Origin of the sequence: Pseudomonas sp. zfem004 (assembly GCF_032621715.1) — a bacterium.
Lineage (GTDB): Bacteria > Pseudomonadota > Gammaproteobacteria > Pseudomonadales > Pseudomonadaceae > Aquipseudomonas > Aquipseudomonas sichuanensis.
This window is the reverse complement of sequence record NZ_JAVYJF010000016.1, coordinates 106,496-130,715: the sequence shown is the minus strand read 5'-3', so window position 1 is coordinate 130,715 and position 24,220 is coordinate 106,496. Positions and strand designations below refer to the sequence as shown.

Annotated in this window: 22 protein-coding genes and 1 pseudogene; 7 read left to right on the top strand and 16 right to left on the bottom strand. The window is 63.9% G+C overall.

Annotated elements, in window-relative coordinates:
- Positions 1-156 precede the first annotated feature (156 nt).
- The gene (locus RTH46_RS18080; RefSeq protein ID WP_153786360.1) at positions 157-1,056 is read right to left on the bottom strand and encodes a helix-turn-helix domain-containing protein; all 900 of its coding nucleotides are present in this window, start codon (positions 1,054-1,056) and stop codon (positions 157-159) included.
- Positions 1,057-1,207: 151 nt separating this feature from the next.
- Here RTH46_RS18080 and RTH46_RS18075 point away from each other — a divergent pair, with 151 nt between their 5' ends.
- The 3 genes from RTH46_RS18075 (at position 1,208) to RTH46_RS18065 (ending at position 5,105) form a co-directional block, all read left to right on the top strand.
- On the top strand, positions 1,208-2,566 hold the full coding sequence (locus tag RTH46_RS18075) for a glutamine synthetase family protein (RefSeq protein WP_153786359.1): 1,359 nt from the start codon (positions 1,208-1,210) through the stop codon (positions 2,564-2,566).
- A gap of 141 nt (positions 2,567-2,707) precedes the next feature.
- A complete protein-coding gene (locus tag RTH46_RS18070; RefSeq protein ID WP_153786358.1) occupies positions 2,708-3,796 on the top strand; it encodes a polyamine ABC transporter substrate-binding protein in 1,089 nt (362 codons plus the stop codon).
- A gap of 13 nt (positions 3,797-3,809) precedes the next feature.
- The gene (locus RTH46_RS18065) at positions 3,810-5,105 is read left to right on the top strand and encodes an FAD-binding oxidoreductase (RefSeq protein WP_316906265.1); all 1,296 of its coding nucleotides are present in this window, start codon (positions 3,810-3,812) and stop codon (positions 5,103-5,105) included.
- A 10-nt stretch (positions 5,106-5,115) separates the two neighbouring features.
- Here RTH46_RS18065 and RTH46_RS18060 read toward each other — a convergent pair whose 3' ends face one another.
- Both RTH46_RS18060 and RTH46_RS18055 read right to left on the bottom strand, forming a co-directional pair.
- A complete protein-coding gene (locus RTH46_RS18060; protein ID WP_153786356.1) occupies positions 5,116-5,421 on the bottom strand; it encodes a helix-turn-helix domain-containing protein in 306 nt (101 codons plus the stop codon).
- The gene (locus RTH46_RS18055; RefSeq protein WP_316906264.1) at positions 5,402-5,785 is read right to left on the bottom strand and encodes a type II toxin-antitoxin system RelE/ParE family toxin; all 384 of its coding nucleotides are present in this window, start codon (positions 5,783-5,785) and stop codon (positions 5,402-5,404) included. Before RTH46_RS18055 ends, RTH46_RS18060 begins: the two co-directional genes overlap by 20 nt.
- A 181-nt stretch (positions 5,786-5,966) precedes the next feature.
- On the opposite strand from RTH46_RS18055, the gene RTH46_RS18050 reads away from it, so the two are divergent.
- A complete protein-coding gene (locus RTH46_RS18050) occupies positions 5,967-6,644 on the top strand; it encodes a DUF3313 domain-containing protein (RefSeq protein ID WP_153786354.1) in 678 nt (225 codons plus the stop codon).
- 75 nt (positions 6,645-6,719) lie between these two features.
- Here RTH46_RS18050 and RTH46_RS18045 read toward each other — a convergent pair whose 3' ends face one another.
- Both RTH46_RS18045 and RTH46_RS18040 read right to left on the bottom strand, forming a co-directional pair.
- Positions 6,720-8,027: a serine/threonine transporter gene (locus tag RTH46_RS18045; RefSeq protein ID WP_153786353.1), complete on the bottom strand. Its 1,308-nt coding sequence runs from the start codon at positions 8,025-8,027 to the stop codon at positions 6,720-6,722.
- A gap of 243 nt (positions 8,028-8,270) precedes the next feature.
- A complete protein-coding gene (locus tag RTH46_RS18040) occupies positions 8,271-9,647 on the bottom strand; it encodes an L-serine ammonia-lyase (RefSeq protein ID WP_153786352.1) in 1,377 nt (458 codons plus the stop codon).
- A gap of 146 nt (positions 9,648-9,793) precedes the next feature.
- Here RTH46_RS18040 and RTH46_RS18035 point away from each other — a divergent pair, with 146 nt between their 5' ends.
- The 3 genes from RTH46_RS18035 to RTH46_RS18025 all read left to right on the top strand — a co-directional run bounded on the left by RTH46_RS18035 (position 9,794) and on the right by RTH46_RS18025 (position 12,090).
- Positions 9,794-10,741, top strand: a complete 948-nt coding sequence (locus RTH46_RS18035) for a LysR substrate-binding domain-containing protein (RefSeq protein ID WP_316906263.1) — start codon at positions 9,794-9,796, stop codon at positions 10,739-10,741.
- Positions 10,742-10,891: 150 nt separating this feature from the next.
- Complete coding sequence (locus RTH46_RS18030) at positions 10,892-11,137, top strand: hypothetical protein (RefSeq protein WP_125858502.1); 246 nt, start codon at positions 10,892-10,894, stop codon at positions 11,135-11,137.
- A gap of 197 nt (positions 11,138-11,334) precedes the next feature.
- On the top strand, positions 11,335-12,090 hold the full coding sequence (locus RTH46_RS18025) for a hypothetical protein (protein WP_110992647.1): 756 nt from the start codon (positions 11,335-11,337) through the stop codon (positions 12,088-12,090).
- Positions 12,091-12,121: 31 nt separating this feature from the next.
- On the opposite strand, the gene RTH46_RS18020 is transcribed toward RTH46_RS18025, so the two are convergent.
- The 11 genes and pseudogenes from RTH46_RS18020 to RTH46_RS17970 form a co-directional block, all read right to left on the bottom strand.
- Positions 12,122-12,904 carry a hypothetical protein gene (locus RTH46_RS18020; RefSeq protein ID WP_256671339.1) on the bottom strand — a complete coding sequence of 261 codons (783 nt, stop codon included), beginning with the start codon at positions 12,902-12,904 and terminating at the stop codon, positions 12,122-12,124.
- A 179-nt stretch (positions 12,905-13,083) separates the two neighbouring features.
- Entirely contained in the window at positions 13,084-14,502 is a 1,419-nt protein-coding gene (locus RTH46_RS18015) for an undecaprenyl-phosphate glucose phosphotransferase (RefSeq protein WP_316906262.1), read from the bottom strand.
- 350 nt (positions 14,503-14,852) lie between these two features.
- The gene (locus RTH46_RS18010; protein WP_279847594.1) at positions 14,853-15,626 is read right to left on the bottom strand and encodes a WecB/TagA/CpsF family glycosyltransferase; all 774 of its coding nucleotides are present in this window, start codon (positions 15,624-15,626) and stop codon (positions 14,853-14,855) included.
- Positions 15,626-16,813, bottom strand: coding sequence for a glycosyltransferase family 2 protein (locus RTH46_RS18005; RefSeq protein WP_316906261.1), 1,188 nt, complete (start codon positions 16,811-16,813; stop codon positions 15,626-15,628). Before RTH46_RS18005 ends, RTH46_RS18010 begins: the two co-directional genes overlap by 1 nt.
- Positions 16,810-18,012, bottom strand: coding sequence for a glycosyltransferase (locus RTH46_RS18000; protein WP_316906260.1), 1,203 nt, complete (start codon positions 18,010-18,012; stop codon positions 16,810-16,812). The genes RTH46_RS18005 and RTH46_RS18000 overlap by 4 nt, the downstream gene beginning before the upstream one ends.
- 62 nt (positions 18,013-18,074) lie before the next feature.
- A complete protein-coding gene (locus RTH46_RS17995; RefSeq protein WP_316906289.1) occupies positions 18,075-19,418 on the bottom strand; it encodes a glycosyltransferase family 4 protein in 1,344 nt (447 codons plus the stop codon).
- A gap of 719 nt (positions 19,419-20,137) precedes the next feature.
- Positions 20,138-21,047: pseudogene (locus RTH46_RS17990) on the bottom strand (DUF535 family protein); the annotation flags it as partial.
- Between the two features lie 7 nt (positions 21,048-21,054).
- Positions 21,055-22,032, bottom strand: coding sequence for a glycosyltransferase family 2 protein (locus RTH46_RS17985; protein ID WP_316906259.1), 978 nt, complete (start codon positions 22,030-22,032; stop codon positions 21,055-21,057).
- Between the two features lie 37 nt (positions 22,033-22,069).
- A complete protein-coding gene (locus RTH46_RS17980) occupies positions 22,070-22,594 on the bottom strand; it encodes a serine O-acetyltransferase (RefSeq protein WP_153786345.1) in 525 nt (174 codons plus the stop codon).
- Between the two features lie 8 nt (positions 22,595-22,602).
- Complete coding sequence (locus tag RTH46_RS17975) at positions 22,603-23,559, bottom strand: glycosyltransferase family 2 protein (protein ID WP_153786344.1); 957 nt, start codon at positions 23,557-23,559, stop codon at positions 22,603-22,605.
- On the bottom strand, positions 23,552-24,169 hold the full coding sequence (locus RTH46_RS17970) for an acyltransferase (protein WP_153786343.1): 618 nt from the start codon (positions 24,167-24,169) through the stop codon (positions 23,552-23,554). Before RTH46_RS17970 ends, RTH46_RS17975 begins: the two co-directional genes overlap by 8 nt.
- Positions 24,170-24,220 lie beyond the last annotated feature (51 nt).

Below are 24,220 nucleotides of genomic sequence, written 5' to 3'. Positions count from 1 at the left end.
CGCGAAGCATAAGGCAACGTTGCCTGGCACCGGCTTCGCCGGTGTTCGCCGGCAAGCCGGCTCCCACAGGTACAGCGCCAACCTCAAAATCAGCGCTGTATCTGTGGGAGCTGGCTTGCCGGCGATGGGCTGCGCAGCAGCCCCTGCAGGTTGTTGTCATATCCCGCGAGTCCGCTTCAGAGTCTCACTCGGCAATTCGCGAAACAGCTGCCGGTAGCTTTCGGAAAACCGCCCCAGGTGCCAGAACGACCAGCGCATGGCCACCTCGGCCACGGTCGCATCGCCCGCCAAAAGATCCCGCCGCGCCCCGTTGAGCCTGCGCAGACGCAACCAGTGCGCCGGCGGCAGGTTGGTAAAGCCCTTGAACGCCTGCTGCAACTGACGCACGGAAACCCCGGCAACCTTGGCCAGCTGCACCAGGTTGAGGGTCTCGTCGGGGCAATCGGCCGCCCATTCACTGACCCGGCGCATGATCGCCCGTTCCTCGTCGCGTCGCCCCAGGGCATCGCCCTGCAGGCGCTGCCCGGCGTTGTCGAGAATGAACAGGCAGTCCTCCAGCAACTGCTCCGCCAGCGCCCTGCCCTCCAGCGGGCAATCGGCCTGGCCCAGGCGGGTCAGCGTGGCGCTCAGCCAGTTGCCGAACAAGGCATTCTGCTGGCAGCTCAGCGGCACCATGAACAGCCCGCGCAAGCGCTCCACATCCAACCCGTGGCTGGCCAGGAACGGCTGCTCGAACACCACTGCCACCTCCTGGTAGTTCTCGGGGGTAATCCAGATATTGCGGCTGTCTTCGTTCAGCAGGTACAGGCTGTTCTCGCTGCGGTCGAAACAGAACGCCAGGGCGCCGCTGGGGGCACGGAAGAACTGTTCGACGCGGGTGTTCAGGCGCTCCTCGTAAACCTCCACGCCCTCAAGCCCCAGCCAGCGCAGCTGGCCGTTGAAATGCCCGGGGGACATTTGCCGGTACTGCTGCTGCCAGCCGGGAGTGGCGCGGGTCTGTTCGGTCACATCGGTGGTGTGGAAATCCTGAACCTGCAAGGCGATTGGCGTTGTCACGCGCTGTCCTAGTTGCACTCTTTTGGTGCATTGACTGACGAAGAAAGTGGATAGATCAGCCCAGGGGGCTGCGCCCAAGATAGTCCTCAGCGTCACCTGTGGGAAGTGCCCAACGTGCTGACCACCACAACTACCCAACCAAGAGGTTTGTATGAACGCCCCCTTCGATCAGCTGTCCACCTGGCTGAAAGAACACCGGATCACCGAAGTCGAATGCGTGATCAGCGACCTGACCGGCATCGCCCGCGGCAAGATCGCCCCCACCGCCAAGTTTCTCCACGAGCGTGGCATGCGCCTGCCAGAGAGCGTGCTGCTGCAGACCGTGACCGGCGACTACGTCGACGATGACATCTACTACAGCCTGCTCGACGCCGCGGACATCGACATGGTCTGCCGCCCCGACCCCACCGCGGTGTACCAGATCCCATGGGCCATCGAACCGACCGCGATCGTGATCCACGACACCTTCGACAAGCAGGGCAAGCCGATCGAGCTGTCGCCGCGCAACGTGTTGAAGAAAGTGCTCAAGCTTTACGCCGACAAGGGCTGGCAGCCAATCGTTGCACCAGAGATGGAGTTCTACCTCACCCAACGCTGTGAAGACCCGGACCTGCCACTGCAAGTGCCGCTGGGCCGCTCGGGCCGCGCCGAAAGTGGCCGCCAATCGTTCTCCATCGACGCCGCCAACGAATTCGACCCGCTGTTCGAGGACGTCTACGACTGGTGCGAACTGCAAGGCCTGGACCTGGACACGCTGATCCACGAAGACGGCCCGGCGCAGATGGAGATCAACTTCCGCCACGGCGACGCACTGGACCTGGCCGACCAGATCACCGTGTTCAAACGCACCATGCGCGAGGCGGCGCTCAAGCACAACGTCACCGCCACCTTCATGGCCAAGCCGATCACCGACGAGCCGGGCAGTGCCATGCACCTGCACCAGAGCGTGATCGACATCGCCACCGGCAAGCCGATCTTCGCCAACGAAGACGGCAGCATGAGCGAACTGTTCCTGCACCATATCGGCGGCCTGCAGAAGTACATCCCCAAGCTGCTGCCGATGTTCGCGCCCAACGTCAACTCGTTCCGCCGTTTCCTGCCCGACACCTCGGCGCCGGTGAATGTCGAGTGGGGTGAAGAAAACCGTACCGCCGGCCTGCGCGTGCCGACCTCCAGCCCTGAGGCGATGCGCGTGGAAAACCGCCTGCCGGGCGCCGATGCCAACCCGTACCTGGCCATCGCCGCGAGCCTGCTGTGCGGCTATATCGGCATGGTCGAGAAGCTCGAGCCGAGTGCGCCGGTGCAAGGCCGCGCTTACGAAAGGCGCAACCTGCGCCTGCCGATCACCATCGAGGACGCGCTGCAGCACATGGAAGACTGTGAAGTGGTGCAGCAGTACCTGGGCCAGCAGTTCGTCCAGGGCTACGTGGCGGTCAAGCGCGCCGAGCACGAGAACTTCAAGCGGGTGATCAGTTCGTGGGAGCGTGAGTTCCTGTTGCTCAGCGTCTGATCAACCACACATCTTGTGGGAGCGGGSTTGCCCCGCGACGAGGCCATCAGCCCAATCGCGGGGCAAGCCCGCTCCCACAATGCCCCAACCCCGAACCATCGTTAATACCACGACCAAGAACAAGACCAACGAGGTGTCGACATGCGTCATCCGAAAGCCCTGATCCCCGCAACCTTCGCCCTGCTGTTCGGCGCCGCCGCCCAGGCCCAGCCGACGGTGAGCGTGTACAACTGGACCGATTACATCGGCGATACCACCCTGGCGGACTTTCAGGCCAGCAGCGGGATCAAGGTGGTCTATGACGTGTTCGATTCCAACGAAACCCTGGAAGGCAAGTTGCTGGCCGGGCGCACCGGCTACGACGTGGTAGTGCCGTCCAACCATTTCCTCGCCCGCCAGGCCCAGGCCGGCGCGTTCCTGCCACTGGACCGCAGCAAGCTGCCGAACTGGCAGCACCTGGACCCGAAACTGCTCAAGCAGCTTGAGCAGAATGACCCGGGCAACCAGTACGCCGTGCCTTACCTGTGGGGCACCAACGGCATTGGCTACAACGTCGATAAGGTGAAGGCGGTGCTGGGCATCGACAAGATCGACTCCTGGGCCGTGCTGTTCGAGCCAGAGAACCTGAAGAAGCTCAAGCAGTGCGGCGTGGCGTTCATGGACTCGCCCGACGAACTGTTCCCGGCCATCCTCAACTACATGGGCATGAACCCGCGCAGCGAGAAGGCCGACGACTATAAAAAGGCCGAGGCACGTTTGCTGGAACTGCGCCCGTACATCACCTACTTCCACTCTTCCAAGTACGTATCCGACCTGGCCAACGGCGATGTCTGCGTGGCCTTCGGTTACTCCGGCGATGTGCTGCAGGCCGCCCACCGCGCCGAGGAGGCCGGCAACGGCGTCAAGATCGCCTACAGCATTCCCAAGGAAGGCAGCAACCTGTGGTTCGATTTGCTGGCGATCCCCAAGGATGCCAAGAACCCCGAGCAGGCCCTGGCGTTCATCAACTACCTGCTCGACCCCAAGGTGATTGCCAAGGTCAGCGCCACGGTCGGCTATGCCAACGCCAACCCGGACGCCAAGGCCGACATGGACCCGGCATTGGTGAACAACCCCGAGATCTACCCGCCCCAGGAGGTGCTGGACAAACTGTATGTTTCCACCATGCAGAGCCCGCCGATCCTGCGGCAGATGACCCGCTCCTGGAGCAAGATCAAGTCCAACCGCTGAGTCGAGCACAACCATGCCTCACATGACTGAACACACTGCCTCCTACTACGCCGCCACGGCGCGCCAGGCAGCGCCCTACCCTGTGCTCGACCAGGACCTGCAAGCCGACGTGTGCGTGGTCGGCGGCGGCCTGACCGGGGTCAACGCCGCCCTGGAACTGGCCGAACGCGGCCTCACGGTGGTCTTGCTGGAGGCCCGGCGCATCGGCTGGGGCGCCAGCGGGCGCAACGGAGGCCAGCTGATCCGCGGCATCGGCCATGACGTTTCGGGCTTTGCCCGCCACGTCGGCCAGGACGGCGTGCGCTACCTCAAGCAGGCCGGGATCGACTCGGTGGCGCTGGTGGCCAAGCGTATCGAACAGTACGGCATCGACTGCGACCTGCGCTGGGGCTTCTGCGAGCTGGCCAACACCCCGGCGCAGTTCGCCGCCTTCGAAGACGAGCAGCGCGATCTTGCCGACCTCGGCTACCGCCACGAAACCCGGCTGGTCGGCGCCGAGCGCATGCACGAAATCGTCGCCAGCGACCAGTATGCCGGTGGCCTGGTGGACATGGGCTCGGGCCATCTGCACCCGCTCGACCTGGTCCTGGGCGAAGCCCGCGCCGCCCATGGCCTGGGCGTAAAGATCTTCGAGCAGAGCCCAGTGCTGCGCATAGAACATGGCAGCACCGTGACCCTGCACACTGCGCGCGGCAAGGTCCGCGCCCAGAGCCTGGTGCTGGGCTGCAACGCCCACCTCGACGAGCTGGAACCGCGCCTGAGCGGCAAAGTGTTGCCTGCCGGCAGCTATGTAGTGGCCAGCGAACCGCTGCCCGAACAGCTTGCCCGGGCGCTGATCCCGCAGAACATGGCGCTGTGCGACCAGAAAGTCGGCCTGGACTATTACCGCCTTACTGCCGACAACCGGCTGCTGTTCGGCGGCGCCTGCCACTATTCCGGGCGCGATCCGAAGGACATCGGCGCCTACATGCGGCCCAAGGTGCTCAAGGTGTTCCCGCAGTTGGCCGATGTGCGCCTGGACTACCAATGGGGCGGCATGATCGGCATCACCGCCAACCGCTTCCCGCAGGTTGGCAGGCTCAGCCAGCACTCCAATGTGTTCTATGCCCAGGGCTATTCCGGGCACGGCCTGAACACCACGCACTGGACGGCGAAACTGCTGGCCGAGGCCATCGCCACCCAGGCCAGTTACGGGTTCGACGTGTTCAGCGCGGTGCCCCACCTGACCTTCCCCGGCGGCAAGGCATTGCGCTCGCCGCTGCTGGCGCTGGGGATGTTGTGGTACCGGCTGCGCGAGGCGCTGGGCTGACGGGCGCTGCTCAAAGGATGGCTTGCAGGCCTTTGTCAGCGATGACATTGAGCAGTTTCAACGCCGGCCCCGCCGGACGTGTTTCGCCCTGCTCCCACTTGCGCACCGTGGAAGCGCTGGTGTGCAGGTGCAGGGCGAACACCGGCTGGCTGAAATTGAGGGTTTCACGCAGTTGCTTGATGTCCTGGGCACTGAACGCCCGCACGGGTGCCGGGCATATTGCTTCGAAATCGCGCAGCGTGACCTTGCCGACCGCGCCCGCCCGCTCCAGGGCACATAGGTCGTCACGCAATGATTCAATGAGTTTGCTGGTCACAGTGGACCTCCATCAGTACACCGCAGCCCAGGGCCTTGGCCAACGCCTGTGGTGATAAATCCAGGAATACCTTGCCGGCGAACTGCAACGCCTTCTGCTCGTTGGGCATAACATTCGCTTGGTCGTTCTTTTTGAAACCATGCAGAAACACATAGCGGCTACCGATGCGGGCCGACAACAACGTGCGATAGCTGCCGCGCTTCCCGGCACCGCGTCCGGCGATGCGTGTCTTGAATAGCAGCCCGCCGAGGCTGGCATCCACAAGGCCGCACTGCATCTCCTCAACAGCCTTGCACAGCACGCAATCCGGGAGATTCTCGCTGAGTTGCCAGCGGGCGAACTCCCTTCTTTTAAAGACTTCCATGTCCAACGCTCCAAAGCATACCCGTAAAGGGCATACTTTTTCCAGCTTTCGGATTGAATGGATAGTCAGCTGCTTCGGGCATGGACGTGCGAAACGGCAATGAGAATCGAACGGGTTGCTGGCCTTCCGCCAAGCACCTGCTAGCGTTGTTCTGGCCAATTCACTCATGGACACCGCCATCATGATGCAACTGTCTCGCAGCACCCTGTTGTGCGCAGCCCTGCTTGCCCTGGTTGCCTGCTCCAGCAACCGCGTCGACCCCAAGGATTACTCCGGTTTTCTCAAGGACTACAGCCGTCTGAAGCCGGCCGAAAGCGTCTCCGGCGCGCCGGTGATGCGCTGGGTCGACCCCAACCTGAAAGCCAGCCAGTACACCAAGGTGTTCATCGAACCGAGCCAGTTCTACCCCAAACCACAACCGACCGAGGTGATCTCGGCGCAGACCCTGCAGGAGATCACCCGCTACTTCAACGAAGCCATGCGCCGCGAGCTGGGCAGTGTGCTGACGCTGGTCAAGGAGCCTGGGCCGAACACCATCGTGGTGCGCCCGGCGATTACCGCAGTGGCCACCAGCAACGAAGGGCTCAGGCCCTATGAAGTCATCCCCATCGCCCTGGTGGCAGCAGCGGTCAACACCGCCGCCGGCGGGCGTGACCAGGACGTGGACATTGCGGTAGAGGCGGCCTTCCTCGATGGCGCCAGCCAGAAAGTGCTGGCCCAGGTGGTGCGTAAAGGCAGTGGCAAGGAGCTGGAAAACGACACGCAGAAACTCACCCTGGCCGACGTCAAGCCGGTGCTCGATGGCTGGGCCAGCGACATGCGTCGCAGTTTCGTGGCCCTGCAGCACAAGTCCAAATAGGCCGCTACCCTCGATAACGCAACAAGGCCGCTGCCCGGCAGGGACAGCGGCCTTGTTGTGTCTAGCTCCCGAAGATCAGGCGACGAAGCTGTAGAGGATCGCCGACAAGGTGATCAGGCCGATCAGCACCACGAACACATTCGACAGCTTGCCCGAGTACTGACGCAGCGCCGGCACCTTGTGCACCGCGTACATTGGCATCAGGAACAGCAGGCAGGCGATCACCGGGCCGCCCAGGCCTTCGATCAGGCCAAGGATGCTCGGGTTGAGCGTGGCCACCGCCCAGCAGGTCACCACCATGAACAGCGCCGTGGCACGCTCCAGGCGTTTGGCCGGCCAGGTTTTGCCACGCCCACGCAGGCTCTTGACGATCATGCCCTGGAAGCCTTCGCTGGCGCCGATGTAATGGCCCAGGAACGACTTGGTAATCGCCACCAGCGCGATCAGCGGCGCAACGAAGGCGATCACCGGGGTCTGGAAGTGGTTGGCCAGGTACGACAGGATCGAGATGTTCTGCGCCTTGGCCTCAGCCAGGTTCTCCGGGCTCAGGGCCAGCACGCAACTGAAGCAGAAGAACATCACCGTCAGCACCATCATCACGTGGGCAGTGGCCAGGGTGCGACCGCTCTTGCGGTCGGCGTCAACGCCGTAGCGATGTTTCTGGTCGACGGCAAAGGCCGAGATGATCGGTGAGTGGTTGAACGAGAACACCATCACCGGGATCGCCAGCCACAGGGTGAGCATCAGGTTCGAGGCGCTGAGGCCTTCATTGGCCTGGGCGAAGAACGCGCCGTTCCAGTTGGGGATCAGGCTCAGCGCCAGCAACAGCAACGAAGCGACGAAGGGGTAGACCAAAAGGCTCATGGCCTTGACGATGAGTTGCTGGCCGCAGCGCACGATGATCATCAGGCCGCAGATCAGCAGCAGCGCCAGCAGGGCACGGGGCGGAGCACTCAGGTGCAGTTGGTGTTCGAAGAAGCTGGTGAGGGTGTTGGTCAGCGCCACGCTGTACACCAGCAGGATCGGGAAGATGGCGAAGAAATACAGCAGGGTGATCAGCTTGCCGGCGCCGACGCCGAAGTGCTCTTCCACCACCTCGGTGATGTCTTCGCTGCCGCCCTTGCGCCCGGACAGCACGAAGCGGGTCAGCGCGCGGTGGGCGAAGAAGGTCATGGGGAACGCCAGCAGCGCCAGGATCAGCAGCGGCCAGAAGCCGCCGACGCCGGCGTTGATCGGCAGGAACAGGGTGCCGGCACCGATGGCGGTGCCATACAGGCCCAGGGCCCAGGTGGTGTCGTGGCGGTTCCAGGTGGTCGAGCCCGAGGCCGTAGCCGGGGCAGCCGAATCCGCACGAAGGGTCGTGGTGCTTTGTACATCAGTCATGGGTATCGCCTTGTAGTTGTTTTTGTCGCAGGTACAGCGGGTGTTGCAGTTTGGGAGCCGGCTTGCCGGCCTCATGGGTTGCATGGCTTCTGTAGGAGCGGCCTTGTGCCGCGAAAGGGCTGCGCAGCGGCCCCGGCGTTACCACATAGATTGCCGGGGCCGCTGCACGGCCCTTTCGCGGCACAAGGCCGCTCCTACAAAGACAGTTACGCCGACAGGGTCAAGTGCATGCCTCGCGTTCTGTCAGCACTCGACGAACGCCACGGCCAGGCCGCCGCGGGAGGTTTCCTTGTAGTTGGCGTGCATGTCGGCACCGGTATCGCGCATGGTGCGGATCACCTGGTCGAGGGAAATGAAATGCTCACCGTCACCACGCAAGGCCATCTGCACGGCATTGATCGCCTTGACCGCAGCAATGGCATTGCGCTCGATGCACGGTACCTGGACCAGGCCACCGACCGGGTCGCAGGTCAGCCCGAGGTTATGTTCCAGAGCAATCTCGGCGGCATTTTCCAGCTGTGGCGGCGTGGCGCCCAACACTTCGGCCAGACCGGCGGCAGCCATCGAACAGGCCGAACCGACCTCGCCCTGGCAGCCCACTTCGGCGCCGGAAATCGACGCGTTCTTCTTGCACAGGATGCCCACCGCCGCCGCCGCCAGCAGGAAGGTCACCACATCGTCGTCGCAGGCCCCGGGGTTGAATTTCATGTAGTAGTGCAGCACCGCCGGGATGATCCCGGCCGCGCCGTTGGTGGGTGCGGTGACCATGCGGCCGCCGGCGGCGTTCTCTTCGTTGACCGCCAGGGCGAACAAGTTGACCCACTCCATGGCGCTGAGGGTCGAACCGATCACGTTGGGCTTGCCCAGCTCCTGCAGGCTTCGGTGCAGGCGCGCGGCGCGGCGCTTGACCTTGAGCCCGCCGGGCAGGATGCCTTCATTGCGCAGGCCGTTGACCACGCACTCGCGCATGGCGGCCCAGATGTTCAGCAGGCCTTCGCGTACCTCGCTTTCCGAGCGCCAGGCGCGCTCGTTGGCCAGCATCAGCTGGCTGACACTCAGCCCGTGCTGCTTGCACAGCGCCAGCAGCTCCTCTGCGCTGGAAAACTCGTAGGGCAGCTCGACCTCGGCGCCGCCACCCTGAGGTGCGTCGATTTCGCTTTGCTCGACGATGAAGCCGCCACCCACCGAATAGTAGGTCTGGCTGAACAGGCTGCCCTGGGCGCCGAAGCTTTCCAGCGTCATGGCGTTGGGGTGGTACGCCAGGCTCTCGTCGAGCAGGCGCATGTCACGGCTGTACTGGAACTCGATTGGATGGCTGGCATCGAGCATCAGGCACTGCTCCTGCATCAACTGGTCGATGCGCGGCTCGATGCTGTGCGGGTCGATGCGGTCCGGCCATTGGCCCATCAGGCCCAACAGGCAGGCACGGTCGGTGGCATGGCCAACCCCGGTGGCCGACAGCGAACCGTACAGGCGGACCTCGACCCGGCTCACCTGGGCCAGCAGGCCGCGCTCGCGCAGTGCCAAGGCGAAGGTTGCCGCGGCGCGCATGGGGCCGACGGTGTGGGAGCTCGATGGGCCGATGCCAATCTTGAAAAGGTCGAAAACACTGATAGCCATGCTAATGCCTGACCGTGGCAGCCGTACAACGCGCACCACGGATCTCCGGAAAAATTGAACGGTATTACAAAGTTGGGCGATACTGACGCGCTCAGGTCGGCATGACCAACGAAACTTCCTACACAAGCCTTTAGCAGGACTAAACAATGAAGGGGCCACTCAACGGTCAGGTGTACGTCTGGCTGCATGTGTTTGCCTGCGCGGCGCGGCACCTGTCATTCACCCGCTGCGCAGAAGAGCTGCACATCACTCCCGGCGCCGTCAGCCAGCAAATGCGCCAACTGGAAGAGCGCCTGGGCTATCGCCTGTTCCTGCGGCGCGCCCGCGGCGTCGAGCTGTCAGCCGAGGGGCAGCGGCTGGCGCAGACCGTGGCCGAGGCCTACGGCAACATCGAGGCCGAGCTGCTGCGCCTGGATGCCGGTGAGATCCGTGGCACCTTGCGCCTGCGTTCGATCCCGTCGTTCCTGGCCAAATGGCTCACGCCGCGCCTGCCGCGCTTCCAGCAGCGCTACCCCGACATCGAGTTGCGCCTGGTGGCCGAGGACAGCAACCAGGCCCTGCACCCGGATGACTTCGACCTGGCCATCGACCTCAACGACGGCAGCTACCCGGGCATGCTGTCCACCCCGTTGCTGGATGAACAGATTTTCCCGGTCTGCTCCCCTGCACTGCTGCGCGGCCGCCCGCCGCTGCACGGGCCGACGGACCTGGTGCACTATCCGCTGCTGCATGACATCACCGCCTGGCGCGGCAGCTCGGAATATGCCGAATGGGAGTTCTACCTGGACGGTATCGGCGCCGGCGGGCTGGACGTGCGCCGTGGCCACACCTTCAACCGCAACCACCTGACCATCGAGGCGGCGATTGCCGGTGTCGGCGTGGCCATCGCCCGGCGCACCCTGCTCAACGATGAACTTGAGCGCGGCGCGCTGATCGTGCCGTTCGGCGTACCGATCGCCAACCACAAGCGCTACGTGCTGCACTACCCGCCCGGCGGGCTGACCCAGCCCGGCGCCCGGGCAGTGCATGACTGGCTGGTGGAAGAGGCACAGGGGTTCAGGGCATTGCACCCATTGTCACTGCCAGGTGCGTAAGGCCACCCGGGGTATCCGCCATGGAGTTACGCTCTGTTACTTCGGCGCCTGCCTTGTAACTTAAGCCCCTGCCCACCACGCGCCTACAGTGTGCCCCTCGGCCTGCGCGCCGCGCCGTGCCGAGGTTAAACCCACACAGGAGGTGTAACCATGCATTTCGTAACCGTCGAGAAGAACCAGGCCAGCGCGCCATCCGCGGAAGACCTCAAGAAAGCGATGATCCTGTCCAACGGCACGCCGGGCGAAGTCACAGGCAACAACAGCGCACGCACATTGACGTTCACCGGCGAGATCAGCCATACGACCTACGAAAACAAGCTCATCGAAGTGGCCAAGGGCAAGCGCACCAGTTGGAACTTCACCTGGGCCGACGCCAACGTCAAGAGCACGGCCTAAGCCTTGCTTGCATAACTGCACGAGCAACAAGGGCCGCATTGCGGCCCTTGTTCATTTGAGTGGGCGGCATGACAGCCGCTGCCTTGTAACACCGTGATACTTCGCCGGCCCTTTCGCCCCGCCTAGAGTGGCCTGGTCGACACCCCGGCACAGGCCGGAATTCGGCAACCATCACTCAACAAGGACAGAGGGACACCATGAGCAATTCGAATGCCGCAAGCAAACAACAGCTCGCCGTCGCCCAGCAGCGCCAGGAACAGGTGCAACAAGCGGTCAAGGCCCTGCTTGGCCGAACCCAGCCCCTTGAGCAAAGCCACTACGCCAATCTGTTCCGCACCATCACCGATGCCGTTACCAAATCGGTGAACATCCAGATTGCCGCCGATGACCTGCGTACTCTCAAGGACGGTAAGTACAAGCTGTGCTTCGCCAAGAAGGTCGGAGACGCTGCGTACAACGTGGTCTGGCAGTCCTACGACAAGTACCTGATGAACAACACTTTCAGCTGGACGCCCCAGTACCAGCTGTTTGGCACCAACACCTTCCAGGACAATGTCACGGTGACCACGGCCACCAATATCGTCACCATCGGCCTCGGACAACAATCGATCCTCGACGATGCAGGCATACTCGGGGCGCCTTCCACCGGTGGACCGGAAACGGCGGTCACCTTGATCAACAAGTACGGTTCGATCCATCCGGGCGTCAACCAGCTGTCCACCGGCATCGACGGCAAGCAAGTGAGCACGCCGATCTACGTGGCCACCAGTGCGGTCGTACAGGGCAGCACCAGCCTCACGCCGAAGGAAAGCATCCTGGTGTGGTTCCAACAGGACGTGCAGACCAGCACCATGTTCAGCAGCTCACGCTCCAATGCCCAGGAGATCGACCTGACCTTCGCCAACAGCGCCACCTACATGTACTCCGACCAGAAGTGGATCATCCCTTCCTGAGCCTTGGCCGCCGGGGTTCGCCCCGGCGGTATCACCCTGTGTGCCGGACGAACTGACCGATCACGCAGTGGCAGATGGCCTCGGCCAGCTCCTGCTCGGTGGCGATCAGCAATGGTCCGCCTCGGTCGAAGCGGGCCGACCAGAGCAGGCTGCCCGCCCCCACGTCCAGCAGACGCACCGCCACCCGCACACGGTTGGCTTCGGCCCGCACACTGCCCTCGAGCAGGTAGGCATGCTCATGGGTGAGTTCGCCTGGCGTCGGTGCCCCCCGTGGTAAACGCACGCGCACCGAGGCACGCTCGAAACCATGGAACAGCAAGTCGCACAACTCCTCGCCCAACCCCCGCGCGAACGCCCCACCCAGGCTGGTCAGGCAACTGAACGGCCGCACGCACAGTACCGCCGGCCGACCATCGGCCAACGGCGCGCCCCACCGTTCGCAGCACAGCCGATAACCACCGGCAGGCACGCTCAGGCGCAACGGCTCATGAGCCCCATGCGTGGCGTAATAGTCCGCAAGCTTGCGCCGCAGGCGACCGATCTGCACCCGTACCACCGGGTCGTCGCCCGTGCAATACACCGCAGGATCCCGGCGAAACACCGCGATGCCGATATCGTATTCGCTGGGGATGCCCTCGCCGCCCTGCTGGCTGCGCTGGGCGAGGTAACTGAGCAGGCTGCCCAGGCGCCGCGACTTGACGAACAGCGGGCTGGCCAGCAACCCTTCGACCGCTCCCTGGAGTTCATTGCCACTTTTCGACGGCTCACGGGCCATTGCTGGCACGCGAACCTTGCTCATTCGCTTGATGACCATCGACCTGCGTCTCCTTGCAGGACACGGCCGGTCCGCGCTGCGGACCGACAGTGGCTGGGTCTTTCATCCTTGAAGGGGCGACCAGGCCGATGCAGGCAGGTCGCCATCACCGGGCAAGTGTAGTGCTGCGGGGCGGGATGTGTGACCGGCCGTCGGCCCGCCGGTCAGCCCGACACTACTCAGTAGGCGTGTTTGCCGGTGAAGGCATTGAGCGTGCGTACCAGAATCACGAAGTCGAGCCACAGCGACCAGTTGTTGATGTACTCGATATCGGAATTCACGCGCTGGACCATCTGCGCGATGTCCTTGGTTTCCCCCCTGAAGCCACGTACCTGGGCCAGGCCAGTCATGCCGGGCTTGATGTTGTGGCGGGCAAAGTAGTCGACGATGTCCTGGGAGTATTGCGTGTCGTGTTGCAGCGCATGCGGGCGCGGGCCCACCAGCGACATCTCCCCGGTCAGCACGTTGAACAGCTGGGGCAGCTCATCCAGGCTGGTACGGCGGATGAAGGCACCCACCCGGGTCAACCGTGGGTCGTTCTTCTGCGCCTGCTGGAGCACGCCGGCCTCGGGCTGGTGCACATGCATGCTCCTGAACTTCCAGATGCGGAACGATTCGCCGGTCCAGCCCATGCGCTCCTGGCGGAAGAACACCGGCCCGGGGCTATCGAGCTTGATCACCAGGGCGACAACCAGCAGTACCGGCGAAATGCACAGCAGGATAAGCGCCGCCAGCACTCGGTCCTCGACGTTCTTGAGGAACAGGCTCATGCCGGTCAAAGGTGTCTCGGACAAGGTCAGTACCGGGATGCCGGCGATTTCGCGAACGCTGTGGTTGATCAAGCGCAGCGAGAAGATATCCGGCACCCAGTTCACGGCAATGCATTTTTCCAGCAGCTTCAAGTAGATATCGTTGATCACTTCGGAGCCGCCGAGCGGCGTTACCAGGTACACCGTGCGAATGGCGTGCTGGGCGACAATCTCGTCGAGCTTGGAAATATGCCCAAGTACCGGCGGGCCTGGCTGCCCGTCCGTCCGTTGCGCTGCATCGGCTTCGTCGAACAACACACAACCCACCACTCGTTCGCCAAACCAGGGGTTGTTGCTGATCTTGCGATAAAGGAAATCGGCCAGTTCACCGTTGCCGATGATCAGCGCGTTCTCCATACGGTACGCATGGGCCATGAAGCGTTTCTGCACTTCACGCACCGCAACATGCAGGAACAACTGGACGAAATAACCGATGACGAACAGCTCCCCGACCAGCAGCCGCGAATAGGATTCGCTCTGTTTGGTAAGGAACGCCATCACCACCAGGAAGCAGAAGGTCGCCGACCAGGCCTTGAACAGCCTGAAGGCCTTGACCGTCAGGCCGACGTTGGTGCGGTAGATGGCGTAGTGGTCGTAGATCACCGCCAACGCACCGATCAGCAACAGCAGCATGATCACGTAGTCGGAGGTGATGTAGCCAAACTGTTCGTAGATCAGGTACCAGGCGACACCAGTCACCGCAATACCGTCAAGGCCCGCCTGCACCGCGTTGCTGACGTTGCTTCTGCGCTGGAGTACGGGACGACTGCTTCTGGGTTCCAAAACCATTGTCAGGCCTCATCAATGTGAGCGTGGCGAACACCCTTGCATCAGGCTGAACACGATACGAAATCAACGGGCGATAGCGGTCGCGCCCCGGCAAGCCTGCCGGGGTTGTATTGCACTGCAGTGATTGAGGTGCCACGGATGGCGTGAACGCGAGCGCGCAATATCGATCCCTGCATGCGGCAAGACCCCCTGATTCAAGAGCCCGCCTGAGCGTCCGGCCACCAGGGTGGCGTTCATTCAGGGGCTGATGCTGCATTTCGCCTGTTTATTGTTTTTGCTGTCTGGCGGCGATTGATATCACTGTAGCAGTACTGCGCCATCGCTGCGGCGCGCCCCACCATTCAGACGGTTCAGGGCTCACTGTCCGGCACACCGGAACCGGCGGTGCCACGCGCCTTGCTGCAGGCCAGGGTTCGCAACACAAACAAGGGGTTACCCAGTACATAGCGGCCAAACAAGCGCCTGGGCTCCTTCATCAAGCGGTACAGCCACTCCATGCCCAGCCGTCGTATCCAGGCTGGGGCGCGCTCCACCCCTCCCCCCAGAAAGTCCAGGATCGCCCCGCCACATACGATCAGGCATGGCCCGGAAACGGCCACCAGCCGGGCAGCAACCAGTTCCTGCCTGGGCATGCCCATGCCCAGCACGATCAGCTCGGGTTGCAGTTCGCGGGCAAGCCGCAGATAGGTCTCCATGTCGGCGAAGCCATCGTGCACCGACACCAGCCGCACGCCGAAGCGGGCTTCGCAGTGCTGCGCCGCCTGGGCCAGGGCAGGCTCCCGAGTGCCCCACAGGGCGACCCGCCGGCCTTTGCAGGCCGCCAGCACACGGGGAATGAAATCGGTACCGTTCATGTTCAAGCCAGGCGCAAGGCCCAGACGGCGGTACAGCAGCCCCATGCCCGAACCGTCTCGCAGCAACAGGTCGGCGGCCACCAGCGCTTTGTAGAATTCACCATTGGCCGCCATAAGGTTCATGGCGTGGGCATTGACGAAACCCAGCACGGTGGGCGCTTGCGGTGCCAACAAAGTGTCGAGCAGCCGTTGCTCATCAGCCGCGTCAGCCACCACCTGCAGTTTGTCGACGACAGTGGCCCAGCGCTGTTGCCATGTACGATCCGTCATCAGCTGTCATCCCGTTTCGAACGCACCCATTCCACCTGGCGCCGCACCAGAAACCCCAGATACAACGGGATCTTCTTCGCCGCGTAACAAGGCGCATACAGCAACACCGAAAAGGGCATCTGCTCGCGGCAGAAACGCAGCCAGGCCAGCAGCACCGCGCTACCCAGCAGGGCCATGGCCAGCGTGGCCAGCAATGCCGGCCACAACATGCCAAACAGCGCATACGCCAACCAGGTAATGCCCAGCAAGGCCATCAATGTCAGCACCAGCAGGGCCAGCGGCGGCACCAAGAGATCCATGGCCATGGCCAGCAAGCGCCCGTTGCCTCGAGTCAACGCGCTCAGCAGCAGCCGAGGGGCGTCGGCAAGCAGTACGCCAAGGTGGCCGTGTTCCCAGCGAGTGCGCTGTATTGCCAGGCCTTCATCACTGCTCGGAAACTGGCTGTAGACCTGCGCCTGCGGGCAGAACAGCGGTGGTTTGCCGTTGCGACACAGGTCCAGCCCCAGCTTCAGGTCTTCGACCAGGTGCCCGTTGGCCAGGTCGATCAGCGCAAGGTCGCGCCACGGCAACGCCATGCCCGAGCCCATCAGTTGGCAAGGCAGGCCCAACCACGCCCAACCACGCGGGCGCACCAGGTTCTTCACCCGCCAGGCAAACTCGGCGATCTGCACCTTCAGCCCGGCACCGGCTGGCGCATGCATCAGGTAGAGGGCTTGCACGGGCCGCGCAGTTTCGCTGCAGCAACGCGCCAACCGCTCGATAGCGCCTACGTCCGCCAGGCAGTCGGCGTCGATGACGATCAGCACCTGCGGTGGGTCGTCCGCCAGGTGGCGCACACCGAAATCCAGTGCGTAGCCCTTGCCTCGCAACCGATCATCCTGGCGCTCGACCACTTGCGCGCCCGCTTGCCGAGCAAGCGTGGCGGTGTCATCACTGCAGTTGTCCGCCACCACCAGCAGGCGGTCACCTGCGGCCAGTTGCGGGGTAATGCTGGCGAGGGTGGCACGAATGACCGAGGCCTCGTCGTGCGCCGGCACCAGCACCGCTACCCGCGCCCGCTCGCCTGTGGCCATGGGCAGCGGCCGGGCGGGCAGGCAGCCGAGCAACACCTGGACGAACAGTACCAGCACCGGAAACAGGACAAGCAGCGCCGCGGCGCCCAACAGCCAGCTCAGTAGGATGATCATGCGGATGCCTTGAAGTAGCTGGCCAGCCGGGCCGCTTCGGTATCGATGTCATGGCGTTGCAGCACGCGCTGGTACGCCGCCTCCCCCATGCGCTGCAGCTCTTGCGCAGGTTGCGCCAGGCAATCGGCCATGGCCGCGGCCAGTTCCTCCACCGCCCCCGCCGGGAACAGCCAGCCGTTCTCGCCTGGGGTTACCAGCTCGGGGATACCCGCCACATAGGTGGTCAGCACCGGGCGGCGCAAGGCCATGGCTTCCATGATCACCACCGGCAGGCCCTCGGCGAAACTTGGCAAGACCAGCGCGCGGGCGGCGAGGATCTCCTCGCGTACCTGTGCGCTGCTGATCCAGCCGGTAATGCGCACCTGCGCCTGCAGGCCGTGCCGGGCGATCAGGGCTTGTAGTTGCTCGCGCATTTCGCCGTCCCCGGCCAGCACCAGCTCGAATTCCACCGCCTGCGCCGCCAGCAGCCGTGCGGCCTCAAGCAACAGCAACTGGCCTTTCTGCTCGCACAAGCGGCCAACGCACACCAGCCGCGGCGCGCTGGGTGCAGCCACGGCGGGCACATCATGGAAGCTGCGCTCCAGGCCACAGTGCACCACCTTGACCTTGCCCCAGTGCTCGTGCGCCACCCAGCGGAACAGCTGGCTGCGCCCGTAGGAGCTGACCGCCGCGACGAATGCGGCGCGCCGCACCTTCTCGCCCACATGCAGGAACTGTGGCTTGTCGAACTCCTCGGGGCCATGCACGGTAAAGCTGTAGGCCGGACCGCCCAAGGCGCGGGCCAGCATCACCACCTCGGTCGAGTTGGTGCCGAAATGCGCGTGCACATGCACCGCGCCCGATGCCTGCAGCCACTGCATCACACGGCAGGCCTCGGCCAGGTAGATCAAGTGGTAGGGCCATGCCCGGTCAGCCCGCAGACCCAGGCGCAGGGCCAGCCACAGGCTGGCGAAAAAGCGCCCGGGCTGCTGGCGCAACACCTGCAGCGCGGGCTTGAGCAGGGCTTTCACGCCGCCTTGCAGCACGTACTGTGTCTTGCCCTGCTCTTGCACATCCTCGTCGTCCTGCAGTTCGGCATCCCAGCCACGCAAGGCAATGCGCTGAATCTCGAAACCCTGGCGCTCCAACGCGAGAATTTCACGGCGAATGAAACTGTGGCTGACCTTGGGGTACTGATTGATGAAATAAGCAATGCGCATTGGAATCCGAGTCCATACCCGCGTGATGAATGAGCTGGGCCGCCCCGGCGGCATCCGGCCCCCTATTTCAGGCTTTTCAGTGCTGACGGCGCAGGGTGTGCCGTTGCAATGCCCTCGATGACGTCCGCATAGATGCCCTGTAGCTCCAGGGCCTGGTCGCTGCACAGCGTGATGCTGCCCTTGAATGCGTTGTGTGGGTGCGCGAAGCGCTCCGGATGCTCAAGCGCATCGGCCAGCGCATCGCGCAGATACCGTGGGTCGGAGCTCAACGGGATGATGGTGCCGTTGACCCCGTCGACGATGTCCTCGACCGTGCCCCCCGCGTCGGTGCTGATCACCCAGACGTCGCGCACCAGCGCTTCGCGCACGGCAAGGCCGAAGGTCTCCTTCCACTGGGTCGGAAACAGCAACACGTCGATGCCGGAAAAGAACGCGTCGATGTCGTCCTGGGTGTAGCCAGGGATGATGCTGACGCTGCCCGGGATCTTTACGCTGTGCCGGTTGAACGAGCGGAAACCCAGGTGCAACAGGTTGTCGACCACCTTGAGTTCGTAGTCCGAGCGGGGTAGCCCGGCAAACGCCTGGGTGATCAGGTTGATGCCCTTGATTGCGGTGTTGCCCCCGACGAAACCGAAGCGCAGCAAGGCCCCCGGTTGCTTGTGGTAGCCCGCACCGGGGGCCAGGATGCCGTTGCGGTTGATGCGGATCTTCGCCGCGTCGAAGCCATTGGCCACGTACAGGTCGCGGGCGAAGCGGCTTGGCGCCAACAGCAGGCTGGCCTTGCGCAGGGTGGCGGCCAGGGCCTGCTGACGGTAGGCGTTGAGCGGCGCATCCTCGACACAGACGGCACACACCTCGGCGCGAATACGCGTTTGCCCGCAGTATTGTCCGTGGCCATTGATCATGAACTGACGCCCGCAGATCCACCACGCGTCATGCAAGGTCACCACGAAAGGTATGCCCGCCCGCACACAGCTTTCGGCCAGCAGCGCGCCCAGCCCCTGGATCGAATGCAGATGCACAAGGTCCGGGGCGACGCGCTCGAGCACGGCGTCGAACAGCGGCAGGGTTGCGCGGTTCTCGAAGTCTTCAAGGGCCGAACGCTGGTCTGGCAGGCCGATGCCAAGCACTGCAGCCTGCTGCGCCTGGTATCTATACAGGCTGTAGGGGGGCGTGTCGGCCGGCGGTAGCGATGTGAAGACGAATTGCTGCCAGGGCGAAGTGGCCGCCAGCAACCGCGCCATCTGCTCGGCAACAACCGTGGCGCCACCGAAACTCCGGGGGGCGAAGAAGATGTTCGCCGACAGCAGCCTGCGTGGGCGAACGCCAGGCAGGGCCGGAAGGATCTGGCCCAACTGCTGGCTGCACTCGACCACCGTGACCTGCCGGGCCCCCGCCTCTTGCATCGCTGCCGCCAGTGCCGCACTCGACGCGATTGCGTACTCGCACGCCAGCAGTGCCTGCCGGTGCAGGGCCACGGCCGCCATCAGCTTGCCCACATCCGCGTCGTTCAAACCATTCAGGTCGTTGCCCTGGCGATACGCCTGCGGGTCGAAGATCAGCTCGTCGGCATCCCAGCAAGAGGTGACCTTGAGGCGGCAGGCCTCTTCGACCAGCCTCGACAGCTGCGCACAGTAAGGCAAGCGGTGCAGGATGACTGCCGCGCAGGTTTGCAGGGCATCCAGGCAGGCCTGTGGATTGCGCCAGTCCACCACCGTGCAGGTGTAGCCAAGCTCGACCAGCATGTGCCGCAGCTGTGCAGGACGGGCATCAGGCGCTTGTGCCGGGTCAGCCTCGCAAATCAGCAGGACTTGCCCGGGGAACAGCGTGCTGGCCGCCACGCCCGGGGCATCCAGGGGCAAGTCGTGACGCTGCTCGGCGGGTGGTTTCCACAGCAGCGCCGGACCATGGCGCAACAGTTCCCGCCAGACCTTTCTCAGGGTCGGATATAGCCCGGCCTTGCGTATGTACGCCATGAAACGCTGGTCCGCCCGGGGTTCGCGCAGGGCCTGTCGGAACAGTTGCGCAGCCTTTGCCAGCGGCGAATGCCCGGCTGTCGGCTTACTGGCCTCCTGCAACGCCAGGGCATAGCCCAGCCGTTGCCGATGTACCTGCAGTTGGCCCACACTGGCCGCCAGCGCAGCTTCAAGTTGTGCGAACAACGCCTCGAGCAAGGCCTGGCGCCTGCGGTACATGGCGCGTTTCTTCGGCGCGATGTCTTCTGCCGCGCGTTGCGCTGCCGCCAGCGGGATGCTGAAGAAGTCTTCGCGCTCGCTGGGCACTGCGCCATGCTCCAGCCAGATGGCGTCGTAGTTGGCGGCCAGGTCCTGGGACTTTTCGGCGCCAAAGTATGGATGCCGGTGATGTCGATAGTTGTCGCCCACCGCATACAAGCCATCAGCCCCGACCGCCCTGGCCAGGCATTTGAGCGCCTCGAGCAGCAGGCTGCGCGGGCGCAGCCCTTCGAAGTCCTTGGTCAGGTCGCGGTAGATGGCCAGCGAGCGCTCGCTGTCGATACCCTTGTGAATCCCCTGCACCGCGCCGATGAACAGGCACAGGCCTGCCGCCGTGCGCTGCAGGGTGAAAGCCAGTGACGCCACACGCAGGTCGCCCTGGAACAGGTTGAGCACCAGTTCGCCTTCGCGCTTGAACCAGATCGGCCGGTCCAGGACCAGGGTGCAGTCGGCAGAAAAGCCTGACAGATCGCACAATGTCCGCCGCTCGTCCCGGCCCAGCAGCAACAGGGTCGGGAACTGCGCCGTCACCAGCTGGTAGTGCGAGGCCACGGCGTCGAGGCGTTCACGCACCGACCAGCACTTGCTGATATAGGGCCACTGCACCATGCCGATGCAATCGACGCCGAGCTTGTCGAAGCCTCCCTTGCCCAGCGCAGCTTCCATGTGCCGCAGGAACGGCTGCAGGTCCCTCCACTGGGTGATGATCAGCACCAGCAATTTGAACTTGTTGTTCAACGCCCGCAATGAATAGCCGGGTTGCAAAGTGAGCACACTCTTGAGTAACGATCTGAACGCCATGGGCCTCTCACTTGTACTCGATCAACACCGTCTTGCCGGCAGTGAACCGGTTCAACAGAAACCGCATCTGCCCGACCATCTCCGGGAATTTGCCCAGTACCAGGAACACTGCCTGCAGCCAGTTCTCGCGAACCGAGCGGCCACCACGGCGCGCCAGGCGCACGGCCTGCAGCGGATAGAGCAGCAACAGCAGCAACCCCCAGCCCCCCAGCAGTAAACACGCAGCCACGATTGCCAGCGGTATGCCCAGCCCCCAGACCCAGGCACGACGCGACTCACGCTGCCAATGCCGCTCAGGAGGCGCGCCATGCAGGAAGGCGCCCTCGGCGAACGCGTAGCCTGCGCGCAGGCTGCGCCGCCACCACTGGCTGAAACGGGTCATGGCGGCATCGTGCAGGGTCATTTCAGCGGGCAGGCGCCAGATCTTCCAGCCGCCCCCCCGCAGGCGAATACACAGCTCGGGCTCTTCCCCGGCGATCAGCCCCGCGCGAAAGCCGCCCACGGCCCTGAACGCATCGGCACGCATCAACGCATCACCCCCACAGGCCCGAGCCTCGCCCACCGGGGTGTCCCATTCCAGATCGCACAGCAGGTTGTAGACCGAATGCTGCGGAAAGCGCTCGCGGCGCCGACCGCACACCACCGCCACTTCCGGACGTGCATCGAGAAATTCGCAGGCCTGCTGCAGCCAGCCGTCGACGACTTCACAATCACCGTCGACGAACTGCACGTAGCTTAGTGTCGGCAACAAAGATTGCAGGCAGGCGAAGCCTTCGTTACGTGCTCGCGCAGCGGTAAAGGGCCGGGTCATGTCCAGCGCCAGCACCTCCACGCCCAAGCCCAGGGCCAAGGCCTGCGAGCCATCGGTCGAGCCCGAGTCGACATACACCACCTGCTGCGCACGTCCGGCCAGTGACGCCAGGCAGCGCTGCAGGCGCTGGCCCTCGTTGCGGCCAATCACCACCACACCAATCCCTTTCAGCATGGCGCCCTCCTGCTGGCGCTGGGCAGTGTTGCCTGCCTCATGAGCACGGCATCGCTTCGGCGGGCTTGCGCGCCTTCACGGTCGCAGGCACCCCCACCGCCAGGCAGTTGTCCGGCACGTCCACCAGCACCACGGCGTTGGAGCCGATCACCACGTTGTTGCCAATGCGGATATTGCCCAGCACCTTGGCGCCGGCGCCGATATCGACGTTGTTGCCGAACACCGGCGCGGTTGGTTCGCTGACATTCTTCAAGCCCACCACCACGCCGTTGCGGATCCGGCAATCATCGCCGAAACGCGCATAGCCGCTGATGATGATGCCGCCGAAGTGATCGATGACGAAGTTGCGGCCGATCTGCACCTCACACGGCAGCTCGACGCCGGTCAGTATCTGCACCCACTTGAACAGCACTTTGTAGACCAGCGACAGCGGCTTGCGCAGCAAGGCCGGGCGCACCCCGTAGCGCCAACGCCCGAAGCGATAGACCAGCAACACCCAGAAGCCTTGGGCGCCCCAGTCACCACCATGGGCCCGCAGATCGGCACGAATATTCTCGAACATGGCGTCACCTACCGTGTGGGTTGGCTTGCAAAACGGGTGTCGAACAACAGCGCCCAGGTGGCCCGGCAATGCCGCCAGCACGCCGTAATGGCTGCCCGCCCCCGCCCTTTCAACAAGGCCTTCAGGGCCAGCACCAGATCGCCGAGGGTCACCAGCGCCATGTGCAGGATCAACCCTGCCAGCCCATGATGCTTGCGGAAGTACAGCAGTTCGCTTTCGATCTGGTAGGCCGAGATCTGGCGGCTGGCCGCTTCAAGCTCAGCGACCGACTTGGAGCTTTCGCCGCCGATATGCACCACCGTGGTGTGGGGATAGAACACCACCTTCCAGCCGGCCTGTTTGACCCGTTTGCAGTGGTCGACTTCTTCGTAGTAAAGGAAGTAGCGCGGGTCGAACAGGCCCACCTGGTCGAGCACCTCGCGCCGCACCAGGTAGAAGCAGCCGGGCAACCAGTCGCACTCGCGCACCGAGCCGTGGTCCCAGTCCATCTCGTCGACCATCTTCAAACCCGGGAACAAGCGCCCGAGCCCGGTGCGTGCCACGAACACGTTCAAGGGAGTCGGGAAATAGCGACAACTGGGTTGCAGGTCGCCGTCGCGCCCCTCCAGGCGTACGCCCAGCACCCCGCATTCCGGGTGCGCGTCCATGTACTCGAGGGTCTTGTCCAAGGTATCCCTGGCGACGAACGCATCGGTGTTGAGCAGCAGCGCGTACTTGCCGTTCAGGTGCGCCAGCAGTTGGTTGTTGGCCCGGCCGAAACCGACGTTCTTCTGGTTGCTGACCAGTACGGCCTCGGGGCAGACCTTGGCCAGACGCTCGACCGAATCGTCGACCGAGGCGTTGTCCACCACCAGGTAACTCGCCAGCTTGTCGCCGTCGGCCTGGCGCAGGGCGTCGAACATCGGCTGGAGCAAGCCGGCGGTATTGAAGTTGACCACCATCACATCGACAGGTTTGCTAGCCATGGCTGCCATCCCCAAAGAAGTACTGGCCTCGCGCAGCGGCCAGTTTCGGCTCCAATGCCGGGTCATAGGCACCCTGGCGCTGCTTGACCAGATCTATCCAGGGGTACGCGGCGCAGCGTTCCTCGACGCGCTTGATCAGCGCCTCGGTGGTGCAGATGAACTTCGCCGGATTGCCACCGACCACGGTACCGGGCGGCACATCCTTGGTGACCACGGACCCGGCGGCAACCACCGAGTCGGGGCCGATGGTCACGCGCGGCATCACGATCGCACCGTGGCCGATGAAGCAGTTGTCACGGATGTCGATGAAACCGACCGAGTCGAGTTGTTTGCCGTAACAGATCTCGATCAGCGCAACCACGCCGTCGTGGCCGATCAGCGTGCAGTCCGACAACCCGACGTTGCTGCCAAGGCGCACCAGGCGCGGGTCGGTGACATTGCACCCGGGGTTGATATGAACGTTGCTGCCCACGGAGTAGAACTTGCCCCAGCGGGTCAGGTAAGCGCCCCAGTCGCGGGCATTCGGATTGCAGAACTTCTTGTAGGTCCCGCCAGCGCGCCCGGTCGAGTTGGCGTAGTTGGCCAATGCTTTGCGTATCCATCCATACATGCTGCTAGCCTCGCAAATAAAGCGATCCTGGACTGTCCCTGAGGCGAATGC

What these genes read in the sequence shown, in the direction of transcription:
- RTH46_RS18075 (WP_153786359.1), top strand. Translation starts at nt 1,208, where the DNA reads ATGAACGCCCCCTTCGATCAGCTGTCCACCTGGCTGAAAGAACACCGG.
- RTH46_RS18070 (WP_153786358.1), top strand. Translation starts at nt 2,708, where the DNA reads ATGCGTCATCCGAAAGCCCTGATCCCCGCAACCTTCGCCCTGCTGTTC.
- RTH46_RS18065 (WP_316906265.1), top strand. Translation starts at nt 3,810, where the DNA reads ATGCCTCACATGACTGAACACACTGCCTCCTACTACGCCGCCACGGCG.
- RTH46_RS18055 (WP_316906264.1), bottom strand. Translation starts at nt 5,785, where the DNA reads ATGGAAGTCTTTAAAAGAAGGGAGTTCGCCCGCTGGCAACTCAGCGAG.
- RTH46_RS18050 (WP_153786354.1), top strand. Translation starts at nt 5,967, where the DNA reads ATGATGCAACTGTCTCGCAGCACCCTGTTGTGCGCAGCCCTGCTTGCC.
- RTH46_RS18045 (WP_153786353.1), bottom strand. Translation starts at nt 8,027, where the DNA reads ATGACTGATGTACAAAGCACCACGACCCTTCGTGCGGATTCGGCTGCC.
- RTH46_RS18040 (WP_153786352.1), bottom strand. Translation starts at nt 9,647, where the DNA reads ATGGCTATCAGTGTTTTCGACCTTTTCAAGATTGGCATCGGCCCATCG.
- RTH46_RS18035 (WP_316906263.1), top strand. Translation starts at nt 9,794, where the DNA reads ATGAAGGGGCCACTCAACGGTCAGGTGTACGTCTGGCTGCATGTGTTT.
- RTH46_RS18030 (WP_125858502.1), top strand. Translation starts at nt 10,892, where the DNA reads ATGCATTTCGTAACCGTCGAGAAGAACCAGGCCAGCGCGCCATCCGCG.
- RTH46_RS18025 (WP_110992647.1), top strand. Translation starts at nt 11,335, where the DNA reads ATGAGCAATTCGAATGCCGCAAGCAAACAACAGCTCGCCGTCGCCCAG.
- RTH46_RS18020 (WP_256671339.1), bottom strand. Translation starts at nt 12,904, where the DNA reads ATGGTCATCAAGCGAATGAGCAAGGTTCGCGTGCCAGCAATGGCCCGT.
- RTH46_RS18015 (WP_316906262.1), bottom strand. Translation starts at nt 14,502, where the DNA reads ATGGTTTTGGAACCCAGAAGCAGTCGTCCCGTACTCCAGCGCAGAAGC.
- RTH46_RS18010 (WP_279847594.1), bottom strand. Translation starts at nt 15,626, where the DNA reads ATGACGGATCGTACATGGCAACAGCGCTGGGCCACTGTCGTCGACAAA.
- RTH46_RS18005 (WP_316906261.1), bottom strand. Translation starts at nt 16,813, where the DNA reads ATGATCATCCTACTGAGCTGGCTGTTGGGCGCCGCGGCGCTGCTTGTC.
- RTH46_RS18000 (WP_316906260.1), bottom strand. Translation starts at nt 18,012, where the DNA reads ATGCGCATTGCTTATTTCATCAATCAGTACCCCAAGGTCAGCCACAGT.
- RTH46_RS17995 (WP_316906289.1), bottom strand. Translation starts at nt 19,418, where the DNA reads ATGCAAGAGGCGGGGGCCCGGCAGGTCACGGTGGTCGAGTGCAGCCAG.
- RTH46_RS17985 (WP_316906259.1), bottom strand. Translation starts at nt 22,032, where the DNA reads ATGCTGAAAGGGATTGGTGTGGTGGTGATTGGCCGCAACGAGGGCCAG.
- RTH46_RS17980 (WP_153786345.1), bottom strand. Translation starts at nt 22,594, where the DNA reads ATGTTCGAGAATATTCGTGCCGATCTGCGGGCCCATGGTGGTGACTGG.
- RTH46_RS17975 (WP_153786344.1), bottom strand. Translation starts at nt 23,559, where the DNA reads ATGGCTAGCAAACCTGTCGATGTGATGGTGGTCAACTTCAATACCGCC.
- RTH46_RS17970 (WP_153786343.1), bottom strand. Translation starts at nt 24,169, where the DNA reads ATGTATGGATGGATACGCAAAGCATTGGCCAACTACGCCAACTCGACC.